Origin of the sequence: Tistrella mobilis KA081020-065 (assembly GCF_000264455.2) — a bacterium.
Classification (GTDB): Bacteria; Pseudomonadota; Alphaproteobacteria; order Tistrellales; family Tistrellaceae; genus Tistrella; species Tistrella mobilis.
This window is the reverse complement of record NC_017956.1, coordinates 70,674-90,573: the sequence shown is the minus strand read 5'-3', so window position 1 is coordinate 90,573 and position 19,900 is coordinate 70,674. Positions and strand designations below refer to the sequence as shown.

The 19,900-nt window shown below is 69.4% G+C and carries 22 protein-coding genes and 1 tRNA gene; 11 read left to right on the top strand and 12 right to left on the bottom strand.

The window, feature by feature from the left end:
* Window positions 1–61 precede the first annotated feature (61 nt).
* Genes TMO_RS00460 through TMO_RS00450 form a run of 3 tightly spaced genes read left to right on the top strand, consistent with a single transcriptional unit; the run spans window position 62 to window position 3,465 of the window.
* Window positions 62–1,225 (top strand): oxygenase MpaB family protein, encoded by a 1,164-nt coding sequence (locus TMO_RS00460; RefSeq protein WP_014743608.1) that lies wholly within the window; start codon window positions 62–64, stop codon window positions 1,223–1,225.
* 24 nt (window positions 1,226–1,249) lie between these two features.
* On the top strand, window positions 1,250–2,422 hold the full coding sequence (locus TMO_RS00455; RefSeq protein ID WP_014743607.1) for an oxygenase MpaB family protein: 1,173 nt from the start codon (window positions 1,250–1,252) through the stop codon (window positions 2,420–2,422).
* The gene (locus TMO_RS00450) at window positions 2,419–3,465 is read left to right on the top strand and encodes a sulfotransferase family protein (RefSeq protein WP_014743606.1); all 1,047 of its coding nucleotides are present in this window, start codon (window positions 2,419–2,421) and stop codon (window positions 3,463–3,465) included. Before TMO_RS00455 ends, TMO_RS00450 begins: the two co-directional genes overlap by 4 nt.
* A gap of 11 nt (window positions 3,466–3,476) precedes the next feature.
* On the opposite strand, the gene tsaD is transcribed toward TMO_RS00450, so the two are convergent.
* Window positions 3,477–4,634, bottom strand: a complete 1,158-nt coding sequence (gene tsaD, locus TMO_RS00445; RefSeq protein ID WP_014743605.1) for a tRNA (adenosine(37)-N6)-threonylcarbamoyltransferase complex transferase subunit TsaD — start codon at window positions 4,632–4,634, stop codon at window positions 3,477–3,479.
* A gap of 105 nt (window positions 4,635–4,739) precedes the next feature.
* On the opposite strand from tsaD, the gene hemC reads away from it, so the two are divergent.
* From hemC to fumC, 5 genes are all read left to right on the top strand, one after another.
* Window positions 4,740–5,729 carry a hydroxymethylbilane synthase gene (gene hemC, locus TMO_RS00440; RefSeq protein WP_014743604.1) on the top strand — a complete coding sequence of 330 codons (990 nt, stop codon included), beginning with the start codon at window positions 4,740–4,742 and terminating at the stop codon, window positions 5,727–5,729.
* A 60-nt stretch (window positions 5,730–5,789) separates the two neighbouring features.
* On the top strand, window positions 5,790–6,566 hold the full coding sequence (locus TMO_RS00435) for a uroporphyrinogen-III synthase (RefSeq protein ID WP_014743603.1): 777 nt from the start codon (window positions 5,790–5,792) through the stop codon (window positions 6,564–6,566).
* 119 nt (window positions 6,567–6,685) lie between these two features.
* Window positions 6,686–8,185: a mitofilin family membrane protein gene (locus TMO_RS00430; protein ID WP_014743602.1), complete on the top strand. Its 1,500-nt coding sequence runs from the start codon at window positions 6,686–6,688 to the stop codon at window positions 8,183–8,185.
* Complete coding sequence (locus tag TMO_RS00425) at window positions 8,182–9,579, top strand: heme biosynthesis protein HemY (RefSeq protein ID WP_014743601.1); 1,398 nt, start codon at window positions 8,182–8,184, stop codon at window positions 9,577–9,579. Before TMO_RS00430 ends, TMO_RS00425 begins: the two co-directional genes overlap by 4 nt.
* A 173-nt stretch (window positions 9,580–9,752) precedes the next feature.
* Window positions 9,753–11,159, top strand: coding sequence for a class II fumarate hydratase (gene fumC / locus TMO_RS00420; protein WP_014743600.1), 1,407 nt, complete (start codon window positions 9,753–9,755; stop codon window positions 11,157–11,159).
* Window positions 11,160–11,273: 114 nt separating this feature from the next.
* On the opposite strand, the gene TMO_RS00415 is transcribed toward fumC, so the two are convergent.
* Window positions 11,274–12,743: a hypothetical protein gene (locus TMO_RS00415; RefSeq protein ID WP_014743599.1), complete on the bottom strand. Its 1,470-nt coding sequence runs from the start codon at window positions 12,741–12,743 to the stop codon at window positions 11,274–11,276.
* A gap of 191 nt (window positions 12,744–12,934) precedes the next feature.
* Between TMO_RS00415 and TMO_RS00410 the strand changes: the two genes are divergently transcribed.
* Both TMO_RS00410 and TMO_RS00405 read left to right on the top strand, forming a co-directional pair.
* Window positions 12,935–14,407 (top strand): hypothetical protein, encoded by a 1,473-nt coding sequence (locus tag TMO_RS00410; RefSeq protein WP_145978037.1) that lies wholly within the window; start codon window positions 12,935–12,937, stop codon window positions 14,405–14,407.
* A 71-nt stretch (window positions 14,408–14,478) separates the two neighbouring features.
* Window positions 14,479–14,553, top strand: a tRNA-Thr gene (locus tag TMO_RS00405).
* A 117-nt stretch (window positions 14,554–14,670) separates the two neighbouring features.
* On the opposite strand, the gene TMO_RS00400 is transcribed toward TMO_RS00405, so the two are convergent.
* From TMO_RS00400 to TMO_RS00390, 3 genes are read right to left on the bottom strand one after another with little or no spacing between them, the layout of a single operon-like run.
* Window positions 14,671–14,928 (bottom strand): hypothetical protein, encoded by a 258-nt coding sequence (locus TMO_RS00400; protein WP_014743597.1) that lies wholly within the window; start codon window positions 14,926–14,928, stop codon window positions 14,671–14,673.
* 5 nt (window positions 14,929–14,933) lie between these two features.
* Window positions 14,934–15,344: a hypothetical protein gene (locus tag TMO_RS00395; RefSeq protein ID WP_014743596.1), complete on the bottom strand. Its 411-nt coding sequence runs from the start codon at window positions 15,342–15,344 to the stop codon at window positions 14,934–14,936.
* A 10-nt stretch (window positions 15,345–15,354) separates the two neighbouring features.
* Window positions 15,355–15,570, bottom strand: a complete 216-nt coding sequence (locus TMO_RS00390) for a hypothetical protein (protein WP_014743595.1) — start codon at window positions 15,568–15,570, stop codon at window positions 15,355–15,357.
* Window positions 15,571–15,879: 309 nt separating this feature from the next.
* Between TMO_RS00390 and TMO_RS00385 the strand changes: the two genes are divergently transcribed.
* Window positions 15,880–16,137: a hypothetical protein gene (locus TMO_RS00385; protein ID WP_014743594.1), complete on the top strand. Its 258-nt coding sequence runs from the start codon at window positions 15,880–15,882 to the stop codon at window positions 16,135–16,137.
* A 233-nt stretch (window positions 16,138–16,370) separates the two neighbouring features.
* Here the strand turns inward: TMO_RS00385 and TMO_RS00380 are convergent, their stop codons facing one another.
* Genes TMO_RS00380 through TMO_RS31480 form a run of 7 tightly spaced genes read right to left on the bottom strand, consistent with a single transcriptional unit; the run spans window position 16,371 to window position 19,899 of the window.
* The gene (locus TMO_RS00380) at window positions 16,371–17,579 is read right to left on the bottom strand and encodes a tyrosine-type recombinase/integrase (RefSeq protein WP_014743593.1); all 1,209 of its coding nucleotides are present in this window, start codon (window positions 17,577–17,579) and stop codon (window positions 16,371–16,373) included.
* Window positions 17,579–17,896, bottom strand: a complete 318-nt coding sequence (locus tag TMO_RS00375) for a hypothetical protein (RefSeq protein WP_014743592.1) — start codon at window positions 17,894–17,896, stop codon at window positions 17,579–17,581. Before TMO_RS00375 ends, TMO_RS00380 begins: the two co-directional genes overlap by 1 nt.
* Window positions 17,896–18,153: a hypothetical protein gene (locus tag TMO_RS00370; protein ID WP_014743591.1), complete on the bottom strand. Its 258-nt coding sequence runs from the start codon at window positions 18,151–18,153 to the stop codon at window positions 17,896–17,898. Before TMO_RS00370 ends, TMO_RS00375 begins: the two co-directional genes overlap by 1 nt.
* Window positions 18,140–18,496 carry a hypothetical protein gene (locus TMO_RS00365; protein WP_041604760.1) on the bottom strand — a complete coding sequence of 119 codons (357 nt, stop codon included), beginning with the start codon at window positions 18,494–18,496 and terminating at the stop codon, window positions 18,140–18,142. The genes TMO_RS00370 and TMO_RS00365 overlap by 14 nt, the downstream gene beginning before the upstream one ends.
* Entirely contained in the window at window positions 18,489–18,770 is a 282-nt protein-coding gene (locus TMO_RS00360) for a hypothetical protein (RefSeq protein ID WP_014743589.1), read from the bottom strand. The genes TMO_RS00365 and TMO_RS00360 overlap by 8 nt, the downstream gene beginning before the upstream one ends.
* Window positions 18,767–19,186, bottom strand: a complete 420-nt coding sequence (locus TMO_RS00355) for a Lar family restriction alleviation protein (protein WP_014743588.1) — start codon at window positions 19,184–19,186, stop codon at window positions 18,767–18,769. Before TMO_RS00355 ends, TMO_RS00360 begins: the two co-directional genes overlap by 4 nt.
* Window positions 19,183–19,899 carry a hypothetical protein gene (locus tag TMO_RS31480; protein ID WP_014743587.1) on the bottom strand — a complete coding sequence of 239 codons (717 nt, stop codon included), beginning with the start codon at window positions 19,897–19,899 and terminating at the stop codon, window positions 19,183–19,185. Before TMO_RS31480 ends, TMO_RS00355 begins: the two co-directional genes overlap by 4 nt.
* Between the last annotated feature and the right edge of the window lies 1 nt (window position 19,900).

Below are 19,900 nucleotides of genomic sequence, written 5' to 3'. Positions count from 1 at the left end.
GCTGCGCCTAAGATTCCGCAGCCCGATCCAGCCCGCAGGTCACGGGAGCCTCTGCCGCCACATGACCCAGGTCGTGGACATACCCGCCGCCTTCCGGGACGGCTTCGCCCGGGCCCGGCTTCTCGATGCCGGGCTGGCGGAGCGCTATGCCCGTCATCTGAGCCTGGGCGACCCGCTCGCCGATGCGGCGGTTGCGGCTGCCGCCACCGCACGACAACGCCCGTGGATCCGGATCGGGCTTGACCAAGGTCTGGCCGGGCTGGATGACGCGCCACAGGCGCTGCGCGACCTCTTCGCGCATGCCACGGACGTCCCCTACTGGTTCACCCAGAGCCGGACCCTGCCCGGCTGCCGGGCCTTTCACGGCAATTCCCGCATGTTTCTCGCGGCCTTCGTCGCGGGCTCGCTGGTCGAAGCCTATTCGACCCTGATCGCCAAGGCCTTCATCACCAGCGGTCGGCTGGGGGATCAGGCCGGCCGGCGCTTCCGCCAGAACAACCAGTTGCTGTCCGAAATCTTCCTGCCGGGCGGGCTCGGCGAGTTCGGCGAAGGTTGGAAAATGGCGCTGCGCATCCGGCTGATGCATGCCCGCCTGCGCCTGCTGACCGCGCGTTCCGCCGACTGGAACCACGAAGACTGGGGCACGCCGCTCAGCGCCGCCCATATCGCCTTCATGAATGCCGCTCTCTCGGGCCGGCTGCTGGAACGCGCCCGGGTGCTGGGTGTGGAGCTGTTCCCTGAAGAGCGCCGCGCCTTCATGATGATCTGGCGCATGGCCGGCCATCTGACCGGCGTGCCGGCCGAGCTGCTGCCGCGCCATGAAATCGAGGCCCAGCAGCTGTTCCGGATCGGCCGGATGATGGAACCGCCGCCCGAGATCGAAGGCATCGTGCTCGCCAACGGCCTGATCAATTCCGCCCCGATGGCCGCCGGGGTCGATGATCCCGACCTGCGCCGCAGGCTGGTACGGCAGCTCTACGGAATCTCGCGCGGGTTAATCGGTGGCGATCTCGCAACCGCCCTGCACTTCCCCGAGACCCGCGGCATGGATACCCTGACCGCGATCCGGCTGCGCAACCGGGCCGATCTGCTGCTGCGCCGGCATATCGGTTTCTATGACCGCCGCCGCCGTGCCGGCCAGTTCACCCAGCTGCTCGATCTCTCTTTCGAAGGGCTGGACACCGGCCTTCCCCAAGCGGCGGCGGAGGACGAACTCCCCGCCTGACCTGACGTCTGCCCGGAGCCACGCATGCAGATCCCGAGTGCCTACCAGGACGGCATGGTCCACGCCCGCCGCATCGATCCTGCACTGACCGAAACATATCTCCGTCATACCATGATCGGTGATCCTCTGGCGGATGCGGTGATGGCGGCCTTCCGTGACGTACCGGCTCCGGTCCAGCGCGACTGGATGCACCGGGGCATGGATGGCGGCCCGATGGCCGTAGCCGATGCCCCTGCCGCCTGGCGCGATTTCCTGGCCGAAACCGAGCGGGTGCCGGACTGGTTCGATCCCGGCTTCACCGGCCCGGGCTGCCGGGCTTTCCATGGCAATTCCGAGATGCTCATTGCGGCCTTCGTGGGCGCCGTGCTCGTCGAGGGGTTCTCCACCCTGATCAGCAAGTCCTTCTCGATCACCGGCCGGCTGGTGGACCAGGGCGTGCGCCGGCTGAAGCAGAACAACCGCCACATCTCGGAGATTTTTCTGCCCGGCGGGCTCGACCGCCATGGCGACGGCTGGAAGATGTCGGTCCGCATCCGGCTGATGCATGCCCGGCTGCGCGTACTGCTGGCCACGGCCGAGGAATGGGACACCCCCGCCTGGGGCGTGCCACTCAGTTCGGCCCATATCGCTTTCGCCACCGCCGCCTTCTCGGGCGGATTGCTGGATCGCGCCCGCAAACTCGGCGTCGAGCCCACCGAGGACGAGCGCCGCTCTTTCATGATGATCTGGCGCTATTCCGGCCATCTGATGGGGGTGGCGCCCGAGCTGCAGGCGGTGGACGAAGCCGCCGCCATGCGTCTCTTCCGCCTGGGCATGGCGGCAGAGCCACCGCCGGATCTGGAGGCGATCCTGCTCGCCAACGGTCTGATCAATTCGGCACCGGTGGTCGCCGGCATCACCGATGCGGGCCAGCGCCGCAAGCTGGTCCGCCTGATCTATTCGGTGTCGCGGGGCATGATCGGCGATCAGCTGGCCGATGCGCTGAACTACCCGCCCGCGCGCAATTTCGGTGCCCTGGCGGCCCTGCGCCTGCGCAACCGGGCCGACCGGGTGCTGCGGCGCCACGTCCCCGCCTGGGATCGCCGCCGCCGCGCCTTCCAGTTCGCGCAGATGATCGACCTCTCCTTTTCGGACGGGGCCGGCAACGACTACCGCATGCCCGCCCATCTCCATGCCGAAAAGGACCGCCCGTCGTGACCGTGCCCCGGACCACCGACATCCCGCCGGTGCTGGTGCTGAGCACCGGGCGATGCGGATCCACCATGATCTCGGACCTGCTCTCCCGGCATCCGGCGGTGCTCAGCCTGTCGGAATTCTTCGTGCCGCTCGGCCCCGAGGCCTTCGCCCGTGACAGCATCGACGGCGACGGCTTCTGGCGGATCCTCTCCCGCCAGAGCCCGGCGCTCCGCGCCATGCTCCGCGACGGCATCGTCGTCGATGAAATGCTCTACCCCTATGATCGGCCGGGCATGCGCTACGGCCTGGCGGATCTGCCGCCGATGATGATGGTCACCCTGCCGCATCTGACCGACGCCCCCGAAGCGCTCTACGATGCACTGGAACCCGTGGTGCGGGCGCGGCCGGCGATGCCGCTTGCCGATCAGTACCGGGCCCTCTTCGAAGAGCTCGCCGGCCGCCTCGGCCGCAGGGTCTGGATCGAGCGTTCCGGCGGGTCGCTGATGCTGGCGGCCAAGCTGCTGCGCCTTTTCCCCGACGCCCGCGTGATCCATGTCCATCGCGACGGCCGCGACACCGCGATGTCGATGGAGAAGCATCACAATTTCAAGGTGCTGGTCGGGGCAATGAAGGCGGCCCGCCGATTGGGCGTGGATGCGACCCGCGACTTCACCCGCGATCGGGGCCGGCAGATCGATGTCCTCTCCCAGCGGATGATCTTCCCGTTCATCAATGCCCGCCGGCTGGCGGAGGGCGTCACCCTGCCCGAACTCGGCGCCTTCTGGAGCCTGATGATCGGCCTCGCCCGCGAGGTTCTGGACCCGCTGCCGCCCGACCGCCTGCTGACCGTCGCCTTCGAAGACGTTCAGCGCGCGCCCCGTGAACAGCTTCAGGCCATGATCCGCTTCATCGATCCCGGCCTCGACGATCCGGCCTGGCTCGACGAGGTCTCGGCCATCCCGCGCCCCGCCCGCTCCCGCGCCGCCGACCTGCCGCCGGACGTCTACGCCGCCCTCACCGAAGCCTGCCGGCCGGGGCTGGAGGCGTTGGGCTATCCCGTCTGAACACTGGCTTCCTAGCCCCGATGGCGTCCCCGCCCGCCGGCCACGATCTGCTCGGCATGGGGGTCGAGCGGCCAGCGAGCGCGGGGGATCAGGGCCAGGCCGTCATCGGCGGACAGGTCGCCACCCGCCGCCAGATGCTCCAGACCGGCCCAGGCGATCATCGCCCCGTTGTCGGTGCACAGCCTGACCGGCGGCGCCACCAGATGCAGGCCGCGCCGGGTGGCGACATCGCCCAGCCGGGTGCGCAACGCAGTGTTCGCGGCGACACCGCCGGCCACCACCAGCGCATGGCCGCGGCCATGGCTGGCCACGAATGCCTCGGCCGCGCGGCCGACCCGGTCGGCGACGCTGTCGGACACCGCGGCCTGAAAGCTCGCCGCCAGATCGGCGACGTCCTGCCGGCTCAGCACCCGGATCCGCTCCGCCTCCTGACGGACCGCGGTCTTGAGGCCCGAGAACGAGAAGTCGCAATCCGGCCGGCCGATCATCGGCCGCGGAAAGGCAAAACGGGCGGGATCGCCGTCGCGGGCGGCCGCTTCGACCGCCGGCCCGCCGGGATAGCCGAGGCCCAGCAGGCGGGCGGTCTTGTCGAAGGCCTCGCCCACCGCATCGTCGATGGTGGCGCCCAGACGGCGATACTGCCCGAGGCCGGTGACCTCGGCGATCAGGCAATGGCCGCCCGAGACCAGCAGCAGCAGGAAGGGAAAGGCGACGCCATGGGTGAGGCGGGCGGTCAACGCATGCGCCTCCAGATGATTGATGCCGAGCAGCGGTACGCCCGCGCCCAGCGCCAGCCCCTTGGCGGTCATCAGACCGACCATCACCCCGCCGATCAGCCCCGGGCCCGAGGTGACGGCGATGGCATCCAGATCGCCCAGCCCCAGCTTCGCCTCGTCCAGCGTCGCCGCAACCAGCCGGTCCAGATGGTCGATATGGGCGCGTGCCGCGATCTCTGGCACCACCCCGCCGAAGCCCTGATGCTCGTCGATCTGCGAGAGCACCAGATGGGCGCGGATGGTGCCGAGCGGCCGCCCCTGCCCCGGCTGCGCGGCCGGATCGGACACGACCACGGCCGCCGCCGTCTCGTCGCAGCTGGTCTCGATACCGAGACAGATGCGGGGACGTCGGGCGGCGGCGGGATCGGAAAGGCTGGCGGCGGACGCGGTCATCGGGCAGGGTTCCGGTTCGCGGGTGGGACCGCGGCAAGAGGTAGCGGCTCGGGCCGCCGATTACCACTTCCCAAACCGCACGTCAGGCACTAACACAGGGCCATCATGGTCACGCATCCGCTCCTCCGCATCGGCACCCGTGGCAGCCCGCTCGCCCTCGCACAGGCGAACGAGGTTCGCGGACGGCTGGCTGCACTCGATCCGGCCCTCGCCGCAGCCGGCGCGGTCGAGATCGTCATCATCCGCACCACCGGCGATCAGGTCCAGGACCGGACCCTGGTCGAACTGGGCGGCAAGGGCCTGTTCACCAAAGAGATCGAAGAGGCACTGATTACCGGCGCCATCGATCTTGCGGTCCATTCCATGAAGGACATGCCGACCGAGCTGCCGGAAGGCCTGACGATCACCGCCCTGCTGCCGCGCGAGGATCCGCGCGACGCCTTCCTGTCGCTCAAGGCCCGCCGCCTCGACGACCTGCCGGCCGGGGCCGTGATCGGCACCGCCAGCCTGCGCCGTCAGGCCCAGCTGCTCGCCGCCCGCCCCGATCTGACGGTCGTGCCGCTGCGCGGCAATGTCCAGACCCGGCTGTCGCGCCTGCGCGAGGGACGCATCGACGCCACCCTGCTCGCCATGGCCGGGCTCAACCGGCTGAAACTGACCGAGGTCGACCGCAGCCCGATCGATCCGGCGGTGATGCTGCCGGCGGTGGCCCAGGGCGCCATCGGCATCGAGACCCGCAGTGCCGACGACCGCACCAATGCCTGGGTGGGCGCGCTCGACGACGGCGAGACCGCCCTGGCGGTGATCGCCGAGCGGGCGCTGCTCGCCGTGCTCGACGGCTCCTGCCGCACGCCGATCGCCGCCCTCGCCCGCCGCGACGACGACGGCCGCCTGGCCCTGACCGGCCGGGTCGCCAGCCCGGATGGCGGCACGCTGCTGGAAGAGGCCGGCATGGCCGATGTCGGTGCGGCAGACCGCGCCGCCGCCGAGGCCCTGGGCCGCCGGGTCGGCACGGCCCTGCGAGAGCGGGCGGGAGAAGACATCGCCCGCTGGGCCGCCGGGGTGACCGGTCAATGGGTCCCCGGCGCCACCTGACACGCCCCGCCGCCCACATCGTCGCCTGCCCTTCCGCCCGAGATCGGAGCCCGCCCCGCCATGCGCATCCTGGTGACCCGTCCGATAGACGACGCACAGACGCTCGCGGAACAGTTGCATCGCCTGGGACACCAGGCGGTGATCGCACCCCTGATGACCGTCCGCTACCGGCCGATCCCCGATCTTGAACGGGTGCTGGACCGGGCGCAGCGGGTGCTGCTGACCAGCGCCAACGGCGCCCGGGCGCTGGCACGGGCGACCGACCGTCGCGATCTGAAACTGGCCACCGTCGGCCGCGCCACCGCCGAGGCGGCGAAGCGTGCCGGCTTCACCCGCATCGATGTCGCCGGCGGCGACGCCGACCGGCTGGCGGAACTCTGTGCCAATTCCTACAAACCCGAAGACGGCCCGCTTGCCCATATCGCCGGCAGCGTGGTCACCGGGCGGCTGGGAGAGCAGCTGGGCGCGCTGGGCTTCACCGTCGAGCGCCGGGTCGGCTATGACGCCGCCGCGATCGGCGAGCTGCCGCCGCCGGTTGCAGAGGGGCTGGCACAGGGCCAGCTGCCGGTGGTGATGCTGTTCTCGCCCCGCACGGCCCGGCTGTTCCTGGACGAGATCGAACGCCTGGGCATCGGCGCGTCCTTCTGTCGCATCGATGCGCTGTGCCTGAGCCCGGCCGTGGCAGAGATGGCCGCCGGCCTGCCCTGGCGGCGGCTGCTGGTCGCCGCCGAACCCGCAGGGGATGCGATGCTGGCGCTGCTCGATCAGGCCGGCCCCAATTCTCAGGCGCCCAACCCGCAGGCCACGCCCCCTCAATCCGCCATGCCGCAGGGCTGACCCTTTCGCGAAACGGGGGAACAACGCGTCGGGCGGGAACACCGTCGGCCCCTCGCGGCTTGCCTATGGGTGCCCGATGGGCGACAAAGGGTGCAAGCCGACCAGACGGAGACCGCCCGATGACCGAAAGCCGGACGCCGCCCTCCGGGAAGAAGACCGGCCCCGAGGCCGGTCGGCCCGACGCTGCCACGGCCGAAACCGAAGGCACCGCCGCACCGAAGGGTGCGGCGTCGACGCCTGCGGAGCCGACGCCTGCTGCCCGGACCGGCGCCGACGACGCCACGTCCTCACCTGCCGGAGGCGCGGATGCCGCCGGCAAGGCCGGGGCGCCGAAGCCCGAGCCTGCAAAGGCGGCGCCTTCGAAGGCCACCCCCCCGAAGGCAGACGCATCGAAGGCTGACATCCCGAAGGCGGAGCCTGCAAAGCCCGAGACGCCCAAGGCTGCGCCGGCCGCCGACGACGCCCCGCCGGCTGCCCGCATCGTTACCCCCACCGACCAGTGCGCCCAGCCGCGCGACCGGGTCGGCCGTGCCGCCCTCGGCGTCTCGATCCTGGCGCTGGTGCTGGTGGTGGTGGGCGGCGTGGTGGTGACCGCGGCCCCCGACAGGGTCCGGACCATGCTGGGTGCCGCCCCGGCCACCGTCGAGCCCACCCTCTCGGACCGTATTGCGGCGCTGGAGCAGCGGCTCGACCAGGGCCCGCCCGACACCGCCGAAATCGAGCGGCGGCTGGGTGCCGTCGAAAGCGGCCTCGGCAGCCTGGAAGACGACCGGCTGGGAGAGCGCATCGGCGCCCTGGAAGACGCGGTCGCGCGGCTCGAGGCCCTGACCGAAACCGTCTCGAAGCTGGAAGCGGAGCTGTCGCGCACCAACGAGACCGTGGCGCGGATCGGACCGCTGGAGAACCGGCTGGCCAATGTCGAAGGTGCGGCCCGCAACCTTTCGGATCGCGCCGCGATCGCCGAAAGCCGGCTGGCGGATACCCCCACCGCCGATGCCATGCGCCTGACCGCGCTGGCGCTGGCCGATGCCCAGCTGTCGGACGCGCTCGATGCCGGCCGCAGCTTCGAAGGCCCGTTGGGCGCGATCCGCGCCCTGGGCCGCGGCGATGGCGAGATCACCGACGCGGTCGGGCAGCTGGCGCCGCATGCGGCCGACGGCGTGTCGACCCGTGACGAGTTGATCGCACGCTTCCAGGCCCTGGTGCCGACCATCCTTCAGGCGGCGGAAACCAAACCCGCCGAGGGCGACGTGGTGGGCGGGGTGCTGGCCGAACTGCGCGGCCTGGTGACGGTGCGGCGCACCGGCCAGGAACAGACCACGCCGGCCGCGGGCGCGCCTGAAGGCGATGCCGACCTGACCGTGGCCGCGATCGAGCGGCGGCTGAAGGCAGGTGACCTCGCCGGTGCCGTCGCCCGGGCCGAAGAATTGCCGCCGGCTGCGGCAGAGCGTGCCGCCGCCTGGACCGAGGCCGCCAGGGCACGGCTGGCGGTCGAAAAGGCCGCTGCAGCCCTCGGCGATGCGGTCGCCGCCCGTTTCGAGGCCGGCGCCCGCGAGACTGCCGCCGTCCCCGCCGCCGGCGAGGCCGGTTCCCGGAATGCTGGTGAGGCTGCCCAATGATCCGCGTCATCCTGCTCGTCCTGGTCATCATTGCCCTCAGCCTGGGCGGCGCCTGGATCGCCGACCATCCCGGCAGCTTCTCGGTCGACTGGCTGGGCTGGCGGGTGGAGACCAGCTTCGCCGTGGCGCTCGCCGTGCTGGTGGTGGGGCTGGTGGCGCTCGCGATCGTCGTCCGCCTGCTCTCGGGCCTCGTGACCGGCCCGAAAAGCTTCCTGCGCCGTCGCGCCGAACGCCGCCGCCGCCGGGGGCTGGAGGCCATGACCCGCGGTCTTGCCGCGGTCGCCGCCGGCGATGCCCGCGACGCCCGCAAGCTGTCGGCCCGGGCGGAACGCCTGCTCGATGCCCAGCCGCTCGCCGATATGCTCGCCGCCCAGTCGGCCCAGCTGGCCGAGGATCCGGCCGAGGCCGAGCGCCGCTGGACCCGGATGCTGGAGCATGAAGAAACCGCCGAACTGGGCCTGCGCGGCCTCGCGGTGATGGCCCGCCGCCAGGGCGACGGTGCCGCCGCGGTCGCCCGCGCCCGCGAGGCGCTGGCGAAGCGCCCCGGCACCCGCTGGGCGCTGGAAACGGTGTTCGAGGTGAAGCTTGCCGAAGGCGACTGGGCCGAGGCCGAAGCCGCATTGACCGCGCTTGAACGCCACAAGCATCTGGACCGCGAGGAAAGCCGGCGCCGGCAATCGGCGCTGGAGATCGAACGTGCCCGCGCCGACAGCGCGGCCGGCCATCACGATGACGCCACCACTCGTGCGCGCACCGCGGTCAAGCTGGCCCCCGGCCGGCCCGAGGCCGCCATCACCCAGGTCGAGGTCGCGATCGCGGCCGGCAAGCTGCCGGTCGCCCGCAAGCTGATCGAACAGAACTGGGGCGCCGCGGCCCATCCGGAGCTGGGGCGGCTTTATGTCACCCTGCTCGGCGGCAACACCACGCCGACCGAGCGGGTGCAGCGCGCCCGCGACCTGGCCCAGATCGCGCCAACCCAGGCCGAAAGCCGGCTGCTGGTCGCGGAAACCGCGCTTGAAGCCGGCATCCTGGGTGTCGCCCGCGACTCGGCCAACAAGATCGCGGTCGCCGATCGCGACACCCGTGCGGAGCGCATTGCCGCACGGGCCGCCGAAGCCGATGGCGACTGGCAATCCGCCGCCCAGGCCTGGCACCGCGCCGCCGATGCCCGCCCGGCGCCGGGCTGGATCTGCAGCCGCTGCAACACGGTGCACACCCGCTGGCACGCCGTCTGCGGCAGCTGCGGCAGCTTCGACACCGTCAGCTGGAGCCGCCCCGCCACGGTCCCCGCCGCCATGCCCGCAACCACCGGCCCGGCACCGGTGGTCGGCAGCGCCGCCGCGACCCCGCCGATGGATCCCGCCGCCCCAGGTCGACCACCCGCTGCGGCCTGAGACCGGGCCCCGGGGGCTGCAACCTCGCGACCAAGGTCGGTCAACCCCCCGGAATGTTTGACGCGGGCGCCGCGAGGGGCGCATATACCGGGCGGATGGATAAGCCCGGACGCGGGCGGCCGCGCCATCTCCGGCCCTCCCGCGGACCACTTGCCGATGGAGCCTAGGACGCGATGACCGAGACCACGCCGAAGACGCGCGTCGAGAAGGACACGATGGGGTCGCTCGACGTGCCAGCCGACCGCTACTGGGGTGCCCAGACCCAGCGGTCGCTGCAGAACTTCAAGATCGGCGGCGAGAAGATGCCGGTGCCGCTGGTGCGCGCGCTGGGCGTGCAGAAGCTGGCCGCGGCCCGGGTGAACATGGCGCTGGGCGCACTGGACGCGAAGGTCGGTGAGGCCATCGTCGCCGCCGCCCGCGAGGTTGCCGACGGCAAGCTCGACGATCACTTCCCGCTGGTGGTCTGGCAGACCGGCTCGGGCACCCAGACCAACATGAACGCCAACGAGGTGATCTCGAACCGCGCGATCGAGATGCTCGGGGGAGAGATCGGCTCGAAGAGCCCGGTTCATCCGAACGATCACGTGAACTGCGGCCAGTCGTCGAACGACACCTTCCCGACCGTGATGCATATCGCGGCCGCGGTGGAAGCGACCGGCCATCTGATCCCGAGCCTGCGCCATCTGCACAAGGCGCTGGCCGACAAGGCCGAGGCCTTCGCCGAGATCATCAAGATCGGCCGCACCCACACCCAGGATGCGACGCCGCTGACCCTCGGTCAGGAATTCGGCGGCTATGCCCGCCAGATCGAATACGGCATCGCCCGCGTCGAGGCCTCGCTGGCCCGCGTCTACGAGCTGGCCCAGGGCGGCACCGCGGTCGGCACCGGCCTGAATGCCAAGATCGGCTTCGCCGAGGCCTTCGCCGACGAGGTGGCGAAGATCACCGGCCTGCCCTTCATCACCGCGCCGAACAAGTTCGAGGCGCTGGCCGCGAACGACGCGCTGGTCGAGCTGTCGGGCGCCCTGAACGTGCTTGCCGCCAGCGTGATGAAGATCGCCAACGACATCCGCTTCCTGGGCTCGGGCCCGCGCTCGGGCCTGGGTGAGCTGCTGCTGCCCGAGAACGAGCCCGGCTCGTCGATCATGCCGGGCAAGGTGAACCCCACCCAGTGCGAGGCGCTGACCATGGTCGCCGCCCAGGTGATGGGCAACCATGTGACGGTGACCGTCGCCGGCTCGAACGGCCATTTCGAGCTGAACGTCTTCAAGCCGGTCATCATCTACAACGTCCTGCAGTCGATCCGCCTGCTGGGCGACGCCGCGGTCAGCTTCGCCGACAACTGCGTGGTCGGCATCGAGGCGAACACCCGTCGCATCGACGAGCTGATGCGCAACTCGCTGATGCTGGTGACGGCGCTGAACCCCTATATCGGCTATGACAACGCCGCCAAGGCGGCCAAGACCGCCCATAAGGAAGGCACCAGCCTCAAGGAAGCGGTGGTCAAGCTCGGCCTGCTCACCGAGGACGAGTTCGATCGTTATGTCGATCCGAAGCTGATGATCGGCCCCAGCGCCTGAGCCATCACGCAGCGGAACGACCCCGTCGGCAGGCGGGAGGAGACGCCACGGGCGGCATCGGATCTCCGATGCCGCCCGTCGTGTATCCGGCCCGGGCCTTTCAGGAGCGGCCCGTCATTTCACCCGGATGCGGTTTAGAAGATCCACGATCCGCGCCTGATCGAGCGGCTCGTCCAAGGCCACGCAGATATGGCCGTCGAGGCGGATGGAGCTGAGGCTGGCGGGCAGCGGCGCCGGCTTTGCAGGCACGGAGACCGGTTCGGGCCGCGGTGCCGCCTGCGGCTGAGGGCCGGCTGCGGGCCTTGCCTGGGGTTGGGGCTCCGGTTCGGGTTGGGCCTCCGGTTCGGGGGCAGGCACCGCCTCGGGCTCCGCGGCCTCATCCCCTCCGAACAGCCGCGAGAAGAAGGCACCCACGGGATCCCCCTGCTCCTCGGCAGGCGCCTCGGCTTTGGCCGGCGCTTGATCGGCGGGTTCCGCCGGCACGGCCTTCGGGGCGGGCGGCTCGGCGGTTTGCGGCGTCTCGTCAGCCTGGCTGTCGAACCAGCGCCCGATCCCGGCAAACACAGCACCAATGCCGGTCTCGCCGTCGATCTCGCCGATCGCGGTATCGACGACCGGCGGTGCATCGGGATCCGGCGCGCGCCGGCCCCGTGCCGGTGCCGGCGTTGTTTTCACCGCATCGACCTCGGCAACCTCGTCCGCTGCGGCCCGGGCATCGGCTTCGGCCGCAGCATCGATCAATGCCTGGTCAGGCAGGCTGGTCGCAAACAGAACGCAATGCGCATTCGCCGTTTCCGCCCGCACCCAGTCCAGCCGCGCGCGCGGGCCGTCATTCAACGCCACATCGAGACTGCCACCGCTGCCGACCGTATAGGCGAAGCGCTGGAAATAAAGCGGCAGCGCCTCTTCGAGTGCCGCCACAGGGTCCGGTGGTCCATCGGCCCCTGCTGCATTCTCCGGGGGGGCCGCCGCAGACACGACGGCCGGTTCAGCGGTACGGTTACCACCACCTCCGACCCCGTTCAGGAGCCCGCTCACCACCGAAAACGCTTTGGCACCTGCGGGATCGACCCTGGTGTCCGCCTCATCTTCGGCAGGTGCCGAGAGGTCCAGTCCGGCCAGGCGCGGATCGGCCGCCCGCACCGGAACGGTGGCAGGCTGACCTTCCGACGTTTTCACGGTGGAGGTTGCCGGCTGCCCCGACGGTGCCGCCTCGGTCACGGCCTCGCTGGCGATGGGGCCCGCATCTACGGCCGTCTTCTCCTCAGGGGCAACGGGCGGCGGTGCCAGCAACGCTGACCGGCTTTCCGGTGTCAGGCGTTGCAGACGCACCTGCCCCCGTGGCACGGCACCATAGAGGTCGCCGTAATCGGCAATCGCCCGGTCATAGATGCCGTAGGGCTGAACCACGAAGCGCGACGGCTGGCGCTGCAGCGCCGGCCAGTCGATCCGCACCGGAGACTGCCATTCGGCCATCAACCCATAGCGGGGCGGCACCAGCGGTTGCAGCAGCGGCGCACAGCCCCCCGCAGGCAACAGCATGGCCAGAACCGCAAGCCGGCGGGCAGATGGGCACAAGGTCATGGGCAGGGCATATCCGTCTGGCAGATGCGGCTGACCGACAGTCGGCCACGGGGACCAAGGCAGGTCAAGCCCGCCCCCGTGGCAATATCATGGCCCGCAATTCCTGGCCCCACTGATTCGTAATCAGTTGCCGCAGCGGGGGATGATCGGCTGTGATGCGCGGGCCCGCCCCCTTTGCAACCGGAACGCTGATGTCACCCTCTGTCCCCGCCCTGTTGCTCGCTCCGCTGCCGGTTCTGCTCGCCATGGCCCTGCTGGCGTTGCGACGCAGTTCGCTGGAAGCAGGGCTCGCCGGTGCCGGGGTGGCGGTGCTGATCGCGCTCGGCAGCGGGGTGGATGTCGCCTCCCTGATCGATGCGGGGCTCCGCGCCGGCTGGATCGCCTGGACGGCCGTATCGGTCATCCTCGCCGGGCTGGTTTTCGATGCCGTGGCCTCGCCTGCCGCCGCCCTTGGCGGGGAGCGCACGGTCGCCGCCGATCCGGCGCGCTATCGCCGCATCTTCACCGCCTGCATGCTGATCGGCCCCTTCGCCGAAAGCGCCACCGGTTTCGGCGTCGGTGCCGTGGTGACGGCCGCCCTGCTCCGCCTTGAAGGGCTGCCGCCGATCCGGATCGCGGTGCTGTCGCTGTTGAGTCAGCTGCTGGTGCCCTGGGGCGCACTCGCCATCGGAACCCAGGTCACGGCCGCCCTGCTCGACCACGACCCGCATCTGCTGGGCGCCGCAACGGCGCTGCTCTCCGCCCCGGTCTATGCCGGCGCACTGATATTGCTGCGCCTTCAGACCGCGGCGTCCGGCATCCGCCCGCGGGGGCGTGACCGGTTGGCCGATCCACTGCTGATCGCCCTCACCATCCTGCTGCTCGCCGGCGCCAATCTGCTGATCGGGCCCGAAACGGCGGCACTCGCAGCACTCGGCCTGCCGATTGCCGTCGATCTGCTGCTTCGCCGGCGGCAGTCGGGCGGGCAGGATGCCACCATCACGGCACTTACCCCCTATCTGGTGCTGACCCTGGTGCTGCTCGCCACGCGGCTGATCGACCCGCTGGCCGGGCTGCTCCGCGGACCGATGATCCGGCCCTTCGCCGACCTGCCGGGCTGGGCACCGCTGCATCATCCCTCCCTCTGGCTGCTCGCGACCGGTTTCGGCGTTGCCCTCCATGCCCGCCGGAAGGGCATCATCGGCGCGGCGCGCACCGGCCTTCTGCGCAGCCTGCGCCCGGCCGCAGCCACCTTCGCCTTCGTGCTGCTGGCGGGGCTCTGGGCCGCAGGCGGCGCGCCTGCACTCCTGGCCGAGGCCTGGGCCGGCGCGACCGGGGCAGCCGCCCCGGCCATCGTGCCACCGCTGGCCGGGATCGCGGGCTTCCTGACCGGCAGCAATGTCGCGGTCGCCGCCATGATCGCCCCGCTCATCGGCGCCCTGCCCGGGCTCGATGCCGCCACGACCACGGGACCCCTGCCCCTTGGTATCACCGCCGCCCTGCTGGCCGCAGGCGGTATCGCCACCATGATCTCGCCCATGCGTCTTGCCATGGCCGCAGCCCTTGCCGGCGCATATCCCGCCGACGAAGCGGCCATCCGCCGGGCGGCCACTCCGCTGCCCGTAGCGATCGCCCTTCTGCTTGCCGCAGCCGCGGCGGCAGCCGGCTTTGCGGCCGCAGCTTAACCGCTTGCCAAACCCGGCTTCCGGCGCTATCGTCCGCGCCGTCCGGAGAGGCTCGCCCATCTCCGCACCGCGCCGGCGTAGCTCAGGGGTAGAGCAACTGATTCGTAATCAGTAGGTCGTAGGTTCAATTCCTACCGCCGGCACCAGATTTCAAGGGGTTAGCGCCTGTTCAGGCGGGTGCGTTCAACTCTGAAGAGTTGAACGTTCAACTTCAAAAAACAGGCCGCATGCAATGATGCGCATGCGGCCTGTCCCTTGTCAGATTACAGCTCGCAGAATTCCCAGCTGGAAACGATACCGACCCGGACGAAGCCGAAATCTTTTTCGAGCGCCCGGGCGACCTGTGCCACCCGGGCGTTGTCGCCGATCGAGGGGGCCGCCTCGACGGTATCGGCGAAGTCGGGGATCAGGTCGCGCACATAGACCAGAGCGACCAGCTCGCCATTCCTGGTGGCGCCGAGGGCAATCCCTCGCCCCTTGTAGTGATGCTGAAGGGCATCGGGTACCGGATAGACATTCATCTGTATCACTCCGACCAGTGGTCACAGGTTTTGTTCAGGCTCGCCAGCCCGCATTTTCCGGCGAGCATCACCCATGGATATTTACCGGCATAGCGGTCGAAGCTGATACGATCGGTCGCACCATCCAGGATCCAGGTCTTGCCTGATATCGATCCGCAGTTCAGCTTTCGGCTGCGCTCGTTGCCGAGGCTTTTCGACCAGTGATCCGAAATGCGGATAATCGAACGCGCGGTCTTGAAGTAGATGGACAGCCCGCGCGACTGAAAGAATGCATTGCTGTTCTGGGAAATGTAGGACAGGACATAATCCTGTCCGTCGATGTCCACGGTCTTTCCAAGATTACGCCGATCTACGAATTCGAGAAGTGCCCGGGCAAGCGCCGGATCGATGGGCTTGAATTTCGCGATGCTATTCATAGCTATGCCCTCAACCGGCGAGATATTCCGCGCACCAGCGCTTGACGTCCTGCCAGTCGCCTTCGGTGACGATGGTGCCGTGGCGCTGCACGGCCCAGTGATTCCGCCCGTAGCGGTGGAGCATGAGATACGAAGCGTCGGCGCCGAGCTGGTCGAAGAGGCGATGCAGATTGGCGGCGGACGGGGCAAAATAAATGCGCTCATAGAGCTTCGCGTTCTCGGGCATTTGACAGGCCTTTCCGATCCTGTATGATCGCTTGGTTCCCCCGGGCCACCGGGGATGGACCCTACCTGGTGAAGAAGCCGAATGTTCCCCCGGGCTACCGGGGATAGACCCTATTTCTCTTTCAGCTTCGACAGGTAGGCCGGGCGACCGGTAATGGTGAGGGGCGGTCTTCGGGCCGCCCCTTTCTGTTGGGCGCCCCGCTTCGTCATGTCATAATTTTTATGACATCATCGAACGCCCGTCAACAGGAAAATGCGGTGGCGAACGCGGCAAGATTGTCATAATCTATATGACAAAGGAGGCCCCGCCATGACCACGATCAATCTGACTGCATTCAATCGCCTCGCTGAGCGCGTGTACGGGACGGCGCGATGGCAGAGCGCTTTCGCCCGGGATGCGGGCGTCACCTATCGGACAGTGCGCCGATGGCAGGTCGAGGGTGAGCTATTGCCTGACGATGTCCTGATGCTGCGGGATGCGGCCGCGCGGCGCGCAGCCGCTGCCGCAGCCGCGGCTGCCGAAATTGAGCAATTTATGGTTGACAATAATATCAGTCAGGACGGATGATGTTTCTGTCGCACCGGGGCTTCGGCGCCGGTGTCGTTGGGTTGAAACTGGCACTTTTGTAAGCGTCAGTTCGGCGCGACGAAGCACCATCGGGGATCGCCGACGGTGTGGTCACCAGCCCGCTGGCTGGTGTTGGATTGAAACTGATGCTTTTGTAAGCATGCAAAGGCCGACTGCCACATCGTGGCTCACGGCCAATCAAGAAGGGCGGCTCCCTTGCGGGGCCGCCCTTTTTATTCGGCGCCGGCGGCTTCGGCCTGCGGCGGCGGTGTCTTGGTCTCGCGGGCTTCATGGGTCACCAGCTTGGCGATGGCGCTGTCCGCCATCTGGCCGGTGAGGGCCATATAGTGGTGCAGGATGCGGGTCGCGTGCTCCAGGTCGTGGCCGGTGACCGCGCAGATTTCCGGGATCGTGGCGCTGGCCTCCGCCAGCCGGGTGACCGCCGTGTCGCGCGCGTCCTGGAAACGCGCGGTGACGACGGTCGGCGCCAGCCGCGCGGCCGGGCCGTCGCGGAGGCCCTGGAAGATCCGCCGGAAATGGTCGGCCGTCCACGGCCGGCCGGCGCGATCGAGGATGACCCGCTCTGACCGAAGCAGCCGCGCGCGGGCCATGGCCCGGCGCACGCGATCGGCAAGGCGGGGGTGCAGCGGGATGTCGACCTGCGCCTTGGTCTTCGCCTGCTGGATCCGGACCCGCAGACCTTCCGGGGTCTCGATCAGCTGGCGCAGGGTCAGCGACAGGATATCGGCCTGGCGCTGGCCGACATAGATCCCGATCAGCAGCGCATCGGCGATGGATGGCTCACCGGCGGCATCGGCCGCGGTGATCAAGGCCGCCTCTTCCTCGCGCGTAAATACGCGGACGCGCGGCGGGGTGGAAATCATTTCCGGGGCGCTGGCCGGATTTTCCGGGCACCACAGCAGGTGTGTCCGGTCCAGGCTGCACGCATAGCTGTAGAGCAGGCGCAGCACGCGGAGGATGGCATTCGCGCGGCTGTGGCTCGCCTGATAGAGCTGGGCGTAGAAGTCGGCGACCATGCCCCGGGTGATCGATCGGGCCGGCTCGCGCCCCGCCCAATCGACGATCACCCGCAGGCACAGGCCGTATTCGTACCGCGTTTTGGGGGCGAGCCGCTTGAAGCGCAGGCTCGCTTGATAGTGATCCGCCAGGGCGGCGAGGCTGGTGGTGGTCTTGTAGGCCGCCGGCTGCCGGCCGGCCTGCGGCGCCGGGGTTTCGCCCCGGCGCCAGCGGGCCACTTCGGCATTGATCCGGCCGGCCGCGGCGGCTGCGTCGTGTTCCGTGGTGCACGGCGTGCCGTCGGGCAGCCGCAGCCGCACCAGCGGCCAGCCGGCTGCGGCCAGGCTGGCTGACGGCTGCCAGTAATAGACCGTGCTGGTCTTGTACTGGCGCCGCCGCAGATAGGGCACCTTGACCGTGGCCATCAGTGCAGGGCCTTCCGCCGCCGGCCGACCTGGCCGGCCACGCGGGCCGCGCGCTCGCTCAGGCGCCGGGCGCGGTCCGCGTCGGCCGGGGCGGCTTCAGGGGCTGCCGGCGTGGCAGCGGGGGCGGCGGGAAGGCCCTGCCGCTCCCGCAGCCAGCGGTCGACGGCGCGGGGATCCCAGAGCCGGCCCCAGACCGGCGGCGGGAAGCCGTCGGCCTGGAGCTTCGGCAGCCGCCGATAGATGGTGTCCGGGCGGACCCTGAAGATCTGCGCCAGGTCCGCCATGGTCAGCAGCTGGGGCGGGACGTCGTCAGCCATCAGCGCTTGCCCTCCCGCAGGAGCTTGAGCGAGACCGCGCACAGCAGGCTGCACGTCAGCAGCTTGCGGCGGGCGACGTCGTCGGCGCCGGCGGCGATGGCGCCTTCCGCTTCGGCCGCGAAGCCGATGGCCCGATAGGCGAGCTGGCCGGCGGAGGGCTGGGAGAGAAGGTGATGAATCGCCTCGGGGTGCTCCGCGGCCTTGGCCAGGTCAGCGGCGTGGGCGCTGGTCCAGGCTTCGATTTCAGAGCGATTCATGGCTGCGCTCCCCTGTGAGCGTGAAAATCCGACGTTCCGCGGCGCGGATCCAGTTCTTGGCGAGCTGATAATAGCCGCTGGTGCAGGTGGTCCGCGCGCCCAGGACAAAAAGCGTCATCGCGTGATGGCCTTCAGTCATGCGTGCCGCGGGAACATCTGCGATGATGCCTTGCAGGAACCGCCTCATCTCCGTTTCTCTGTACTTCGTCTGTTCGATCTGGTCAGCCAGATCGTGAGTACTCCGGGACTTGATGCGTGCGTCAATGTTATTGATCTTGCCGCTGATCTTGCCGATCAGGTAGCGCAGGCCGGGCACAGTGCCGGCAGGGAGGCCCTTAGCCATGGATCACCTCCACTTCCCGAAGGCTGATCCACCGGCGCCGGCCGGCTTCCGTCACCATCGCCAGCCCCCCGGCGATGGTGGTGGCCTGGTCGACATGGGGCAGACCGTCGGCGCCGATCCAGCGGACCCGAGTTCCGGCCCGGATCGCCGGCGACGGGGCCGGCCGGATGGCGGCGGCGAAGGCGCGGGCGCGATCGGCGAGCAGCAGACGCGCGGCGCAGGACGGCAGGCCGCGCGCGGCGCGGGCGGCTGCCAGATCGATGATCTGAGTCATGAGGGATCGTCCTCCTGGCTGCCCGGCATGAAGCCGCCCCATGTGCGATCGGGCAGCGGCGGCATGGTCAGCCCGGGCAGCTGCGCGCGGATCTTGACCAGCGCGTCGTCTGCGGCCGCGGCCGCCTTGACGCGGTAGTCCTGGTGATTCACGTCGCCTCGGGCGTAGCCCTCGGCGATGAAGGCGAGGGCGGAGATGGCGATTTCGAGCGCCGTGGCTTCGGGGCGGCTGTTCCAGGCGTGGAGCAGCGCGTCGGGGCCCCGATAGGCGCCCTTGTTGAGCAGCAGATCAACGGGGCCTTCAGCGAGACATCGGACACAGCGGGCCGTGTGATACCCGCCGAAATCGTCCTCGTCCATAACGGCGCGCGCCCCGCAGAAAGGGCAGGGCTTCAGCTGATCGGGGGTGATGGTCATGGGGTGGCCTCCCCTTCATCCGCCGCGTCCAGCTTCCGAAGGACCTCGGAAGCCTGCTGGACGGCGGCATCCATCTCGTGGATGACATCGGCGGGGATCGCCGATTGCGTGAAATTCACCTCAGCGGCGAAATCGGCATGGGCCGTCAGCAAAGCGCGGAGCGCGTCCAGAATATCATCGGCCGCCGTCCAGACTTCGTCGTAGGCGGCGAAGATCCGCTCTTTCAGCAGGTCGCAGCCGGAGAAGGGGTATCTTTCGCGATGATGCAAAAAGATCGCATATGCGATGACATCAAGAAGCGAATATTCCCTGTCGCTGCGCAGATTGGCGATCAGCCGTTGCACCAGATGCGATGTCGGACATTCAAAAGGATTATGCCAGCCGGTGCGGCCGGACGCAGTGAGGCGCTGCCTGACCTGCTGCATCAGGTCGACGCAGATCATTTCTTCCGGTGTCGCGCCATAGTGCTGGTCCAGCGCCTTCAGCGCCTGAGCCAGTAGGGACCGCAGATCCCGCTTGCCCCAGAAGGTCACCGCCGAGCTGTCATCGTCGCCCGGATGGTGCATGAAGGGGCCGCGGACCTGGTCTCCCGACGGCAGGGTCACGGGCAGATGAAGCCAGAAGCGCAGGCCGGTGAAATCCTGGCCGTCGATGGTCTTCGAGATGATCTCGATCTTGTCGGTCATCTCTTCGGCGTAGACGTTCACGCGCATG

Excerpts from the sequence above, each read along its gene's own strand:
- TMO_RS00395 (WP_014743596.1), bottom strand. The coding sequence starts at position 15,344 with ATGAATAGCATCGCGAAATTCAAGCCCATCGATCCGGCGCTTGCCCGG.
- TMO_RS00385 (WP_014743594.1), top strand. The coding sequence starts at position 15,880 with ATGACCACGATCAATCTGACTGCATTCAATCGCCTCGCTGAGCGCGTG.
- hemC (WP_014743604.1), top strand. The coding sequence starts at position 4,740 with ATGGTCACGCATCCGCTCCTCCGCATCGGCACCCGTGGCAGCCCGCTC.
- TMO_RS00360 (WP_014743589.1), bottom strand. The coding sequence starts at position 18,770 with ATGACTCAGATCATCGATCTGGCAGCCGCCCGCGCCGCGCGCGGCCTG.
- TMO_RS00375 (WP_014743592.1), bottom strand. The coding sequence starts at position 17,896 with ATGGCTGACGACGTCCCGCCCCAGCTGCTGACCATGGCGGACCTGGCG.
- TMO_RS00430 (WP_014743602.1), top strand. The coding sequence starts at position 6,686 with ATGACCGAAAGCCGGACGCCGCCCTCCGGGAAGAAGACCGGCCCCGAG.
- TMO_RS00370 (WP_014743591.1), bottom strand. The coding sequence starts at position 18,153 with ATGAATCGCTCTGAAATCGAAGCCTGGACCAGCGCCCACGCCGCTGAC.
- TMO_RS00435 (WP_014743603.1), top strand. The coding sequence starts at position 5,790 with ATGCGCATCCTGGTGACCCGTCCGATAGACGACGCACAGACGCTCGCG.
- TMO_RS00380 (WP_014743593.1), bottom strand. The coding sequence starts at position 17,579 with ATGGCCACGGTCAAGGTGCCCTATCTGCGGCGGCGCCAGTACAAGACC.
- TMO_RS00425 (WP_014743601.1), top strand. The coding sequence starts at position 8,182 with ATGATCCGCGTCATCCTGCTCGTCCTGGTCATCATTGCCCTCAGCCTG.
- TMO_RS00365 (WP_041604760.1), bottom strand. The coding sequence starts at position 18,496 with ATGGCTAAGGGCCTCCCTGCCGGCACTGTGCCCGGCCTGCGCTACCTG.
- tsaD (WP_014743605.1), bottom strand. The coding sequence starts at position 4,634 with ATGACCGCGTCCGCCGCCAGCCTTTCCGATCCCGCCGCCGCCCGACGT.
- TMO_RS00400 (WP_014743597.1), bottom strand. The coding sequence starts at position 14,928 with ATGAATGTCTATCCGGTACCCGATGCCCTTCAGCATCACTACAAGGGG.
- TMO_RS00390 (WP_014743595.1), bottom strand. The coding sequence starts at position 15,570 with ATGCCCGAGAACGCGAAGCTCTATGAGCGCATTTATTTTGCCCCGTCC.
- TMO_RS31480 (WP_014743587.1), bottom strand. The coding sequence starts at position 19,899 with ATGCGCGTGAACGTCTACGCCGAAGAGATGACCGACAAGATCGAGATC.
- TMO_RS00415 (WP_014743599.1), bottom strand. The coding sequence starts at position 12,743 with ATGACCTTGTGCCCATCTGCCCGCCGGCTTGCGGTTCTGGCCATGCTG.
- TMO_RS00355 (WP_014743588.1), bottom strand. The coding sequence starts at position 19,186 with ATGACCATCACCCCCGATCAGCTGAAGCCCTGCCCTTTCTGCGGGGCG.
- fumC (WP_014743600.1), top strand. The coding sequence starts at position 9,753 with ATGACCGAGACCACGCCGAAGACGCGCGTCGAGAAGGACACGATGGGG.
- TMO_RS00460 (WP_014743608.1), top strand. The coding sequence starts at position 62 with ATGACCCAGGTCGTGGACATACCCGCCGCCTTCCGGGACGGCTTCGCC.
- TMO_RS00410 (WP_145978037.1), top strand. The coding sequence starts at position 12,935 with ATGTCACCCTCTGTCCCCGCCCTGTTGCTCGCTCCGCTGCCGGTTCTG.
- TMO_RS00455 (WP_014743607.1), top strand. The coding sequence starts at position 1,250 with ATGCAGATCCCGAGTGCCTACCAGGACGGCATGGTCCACGCCCGCCGC.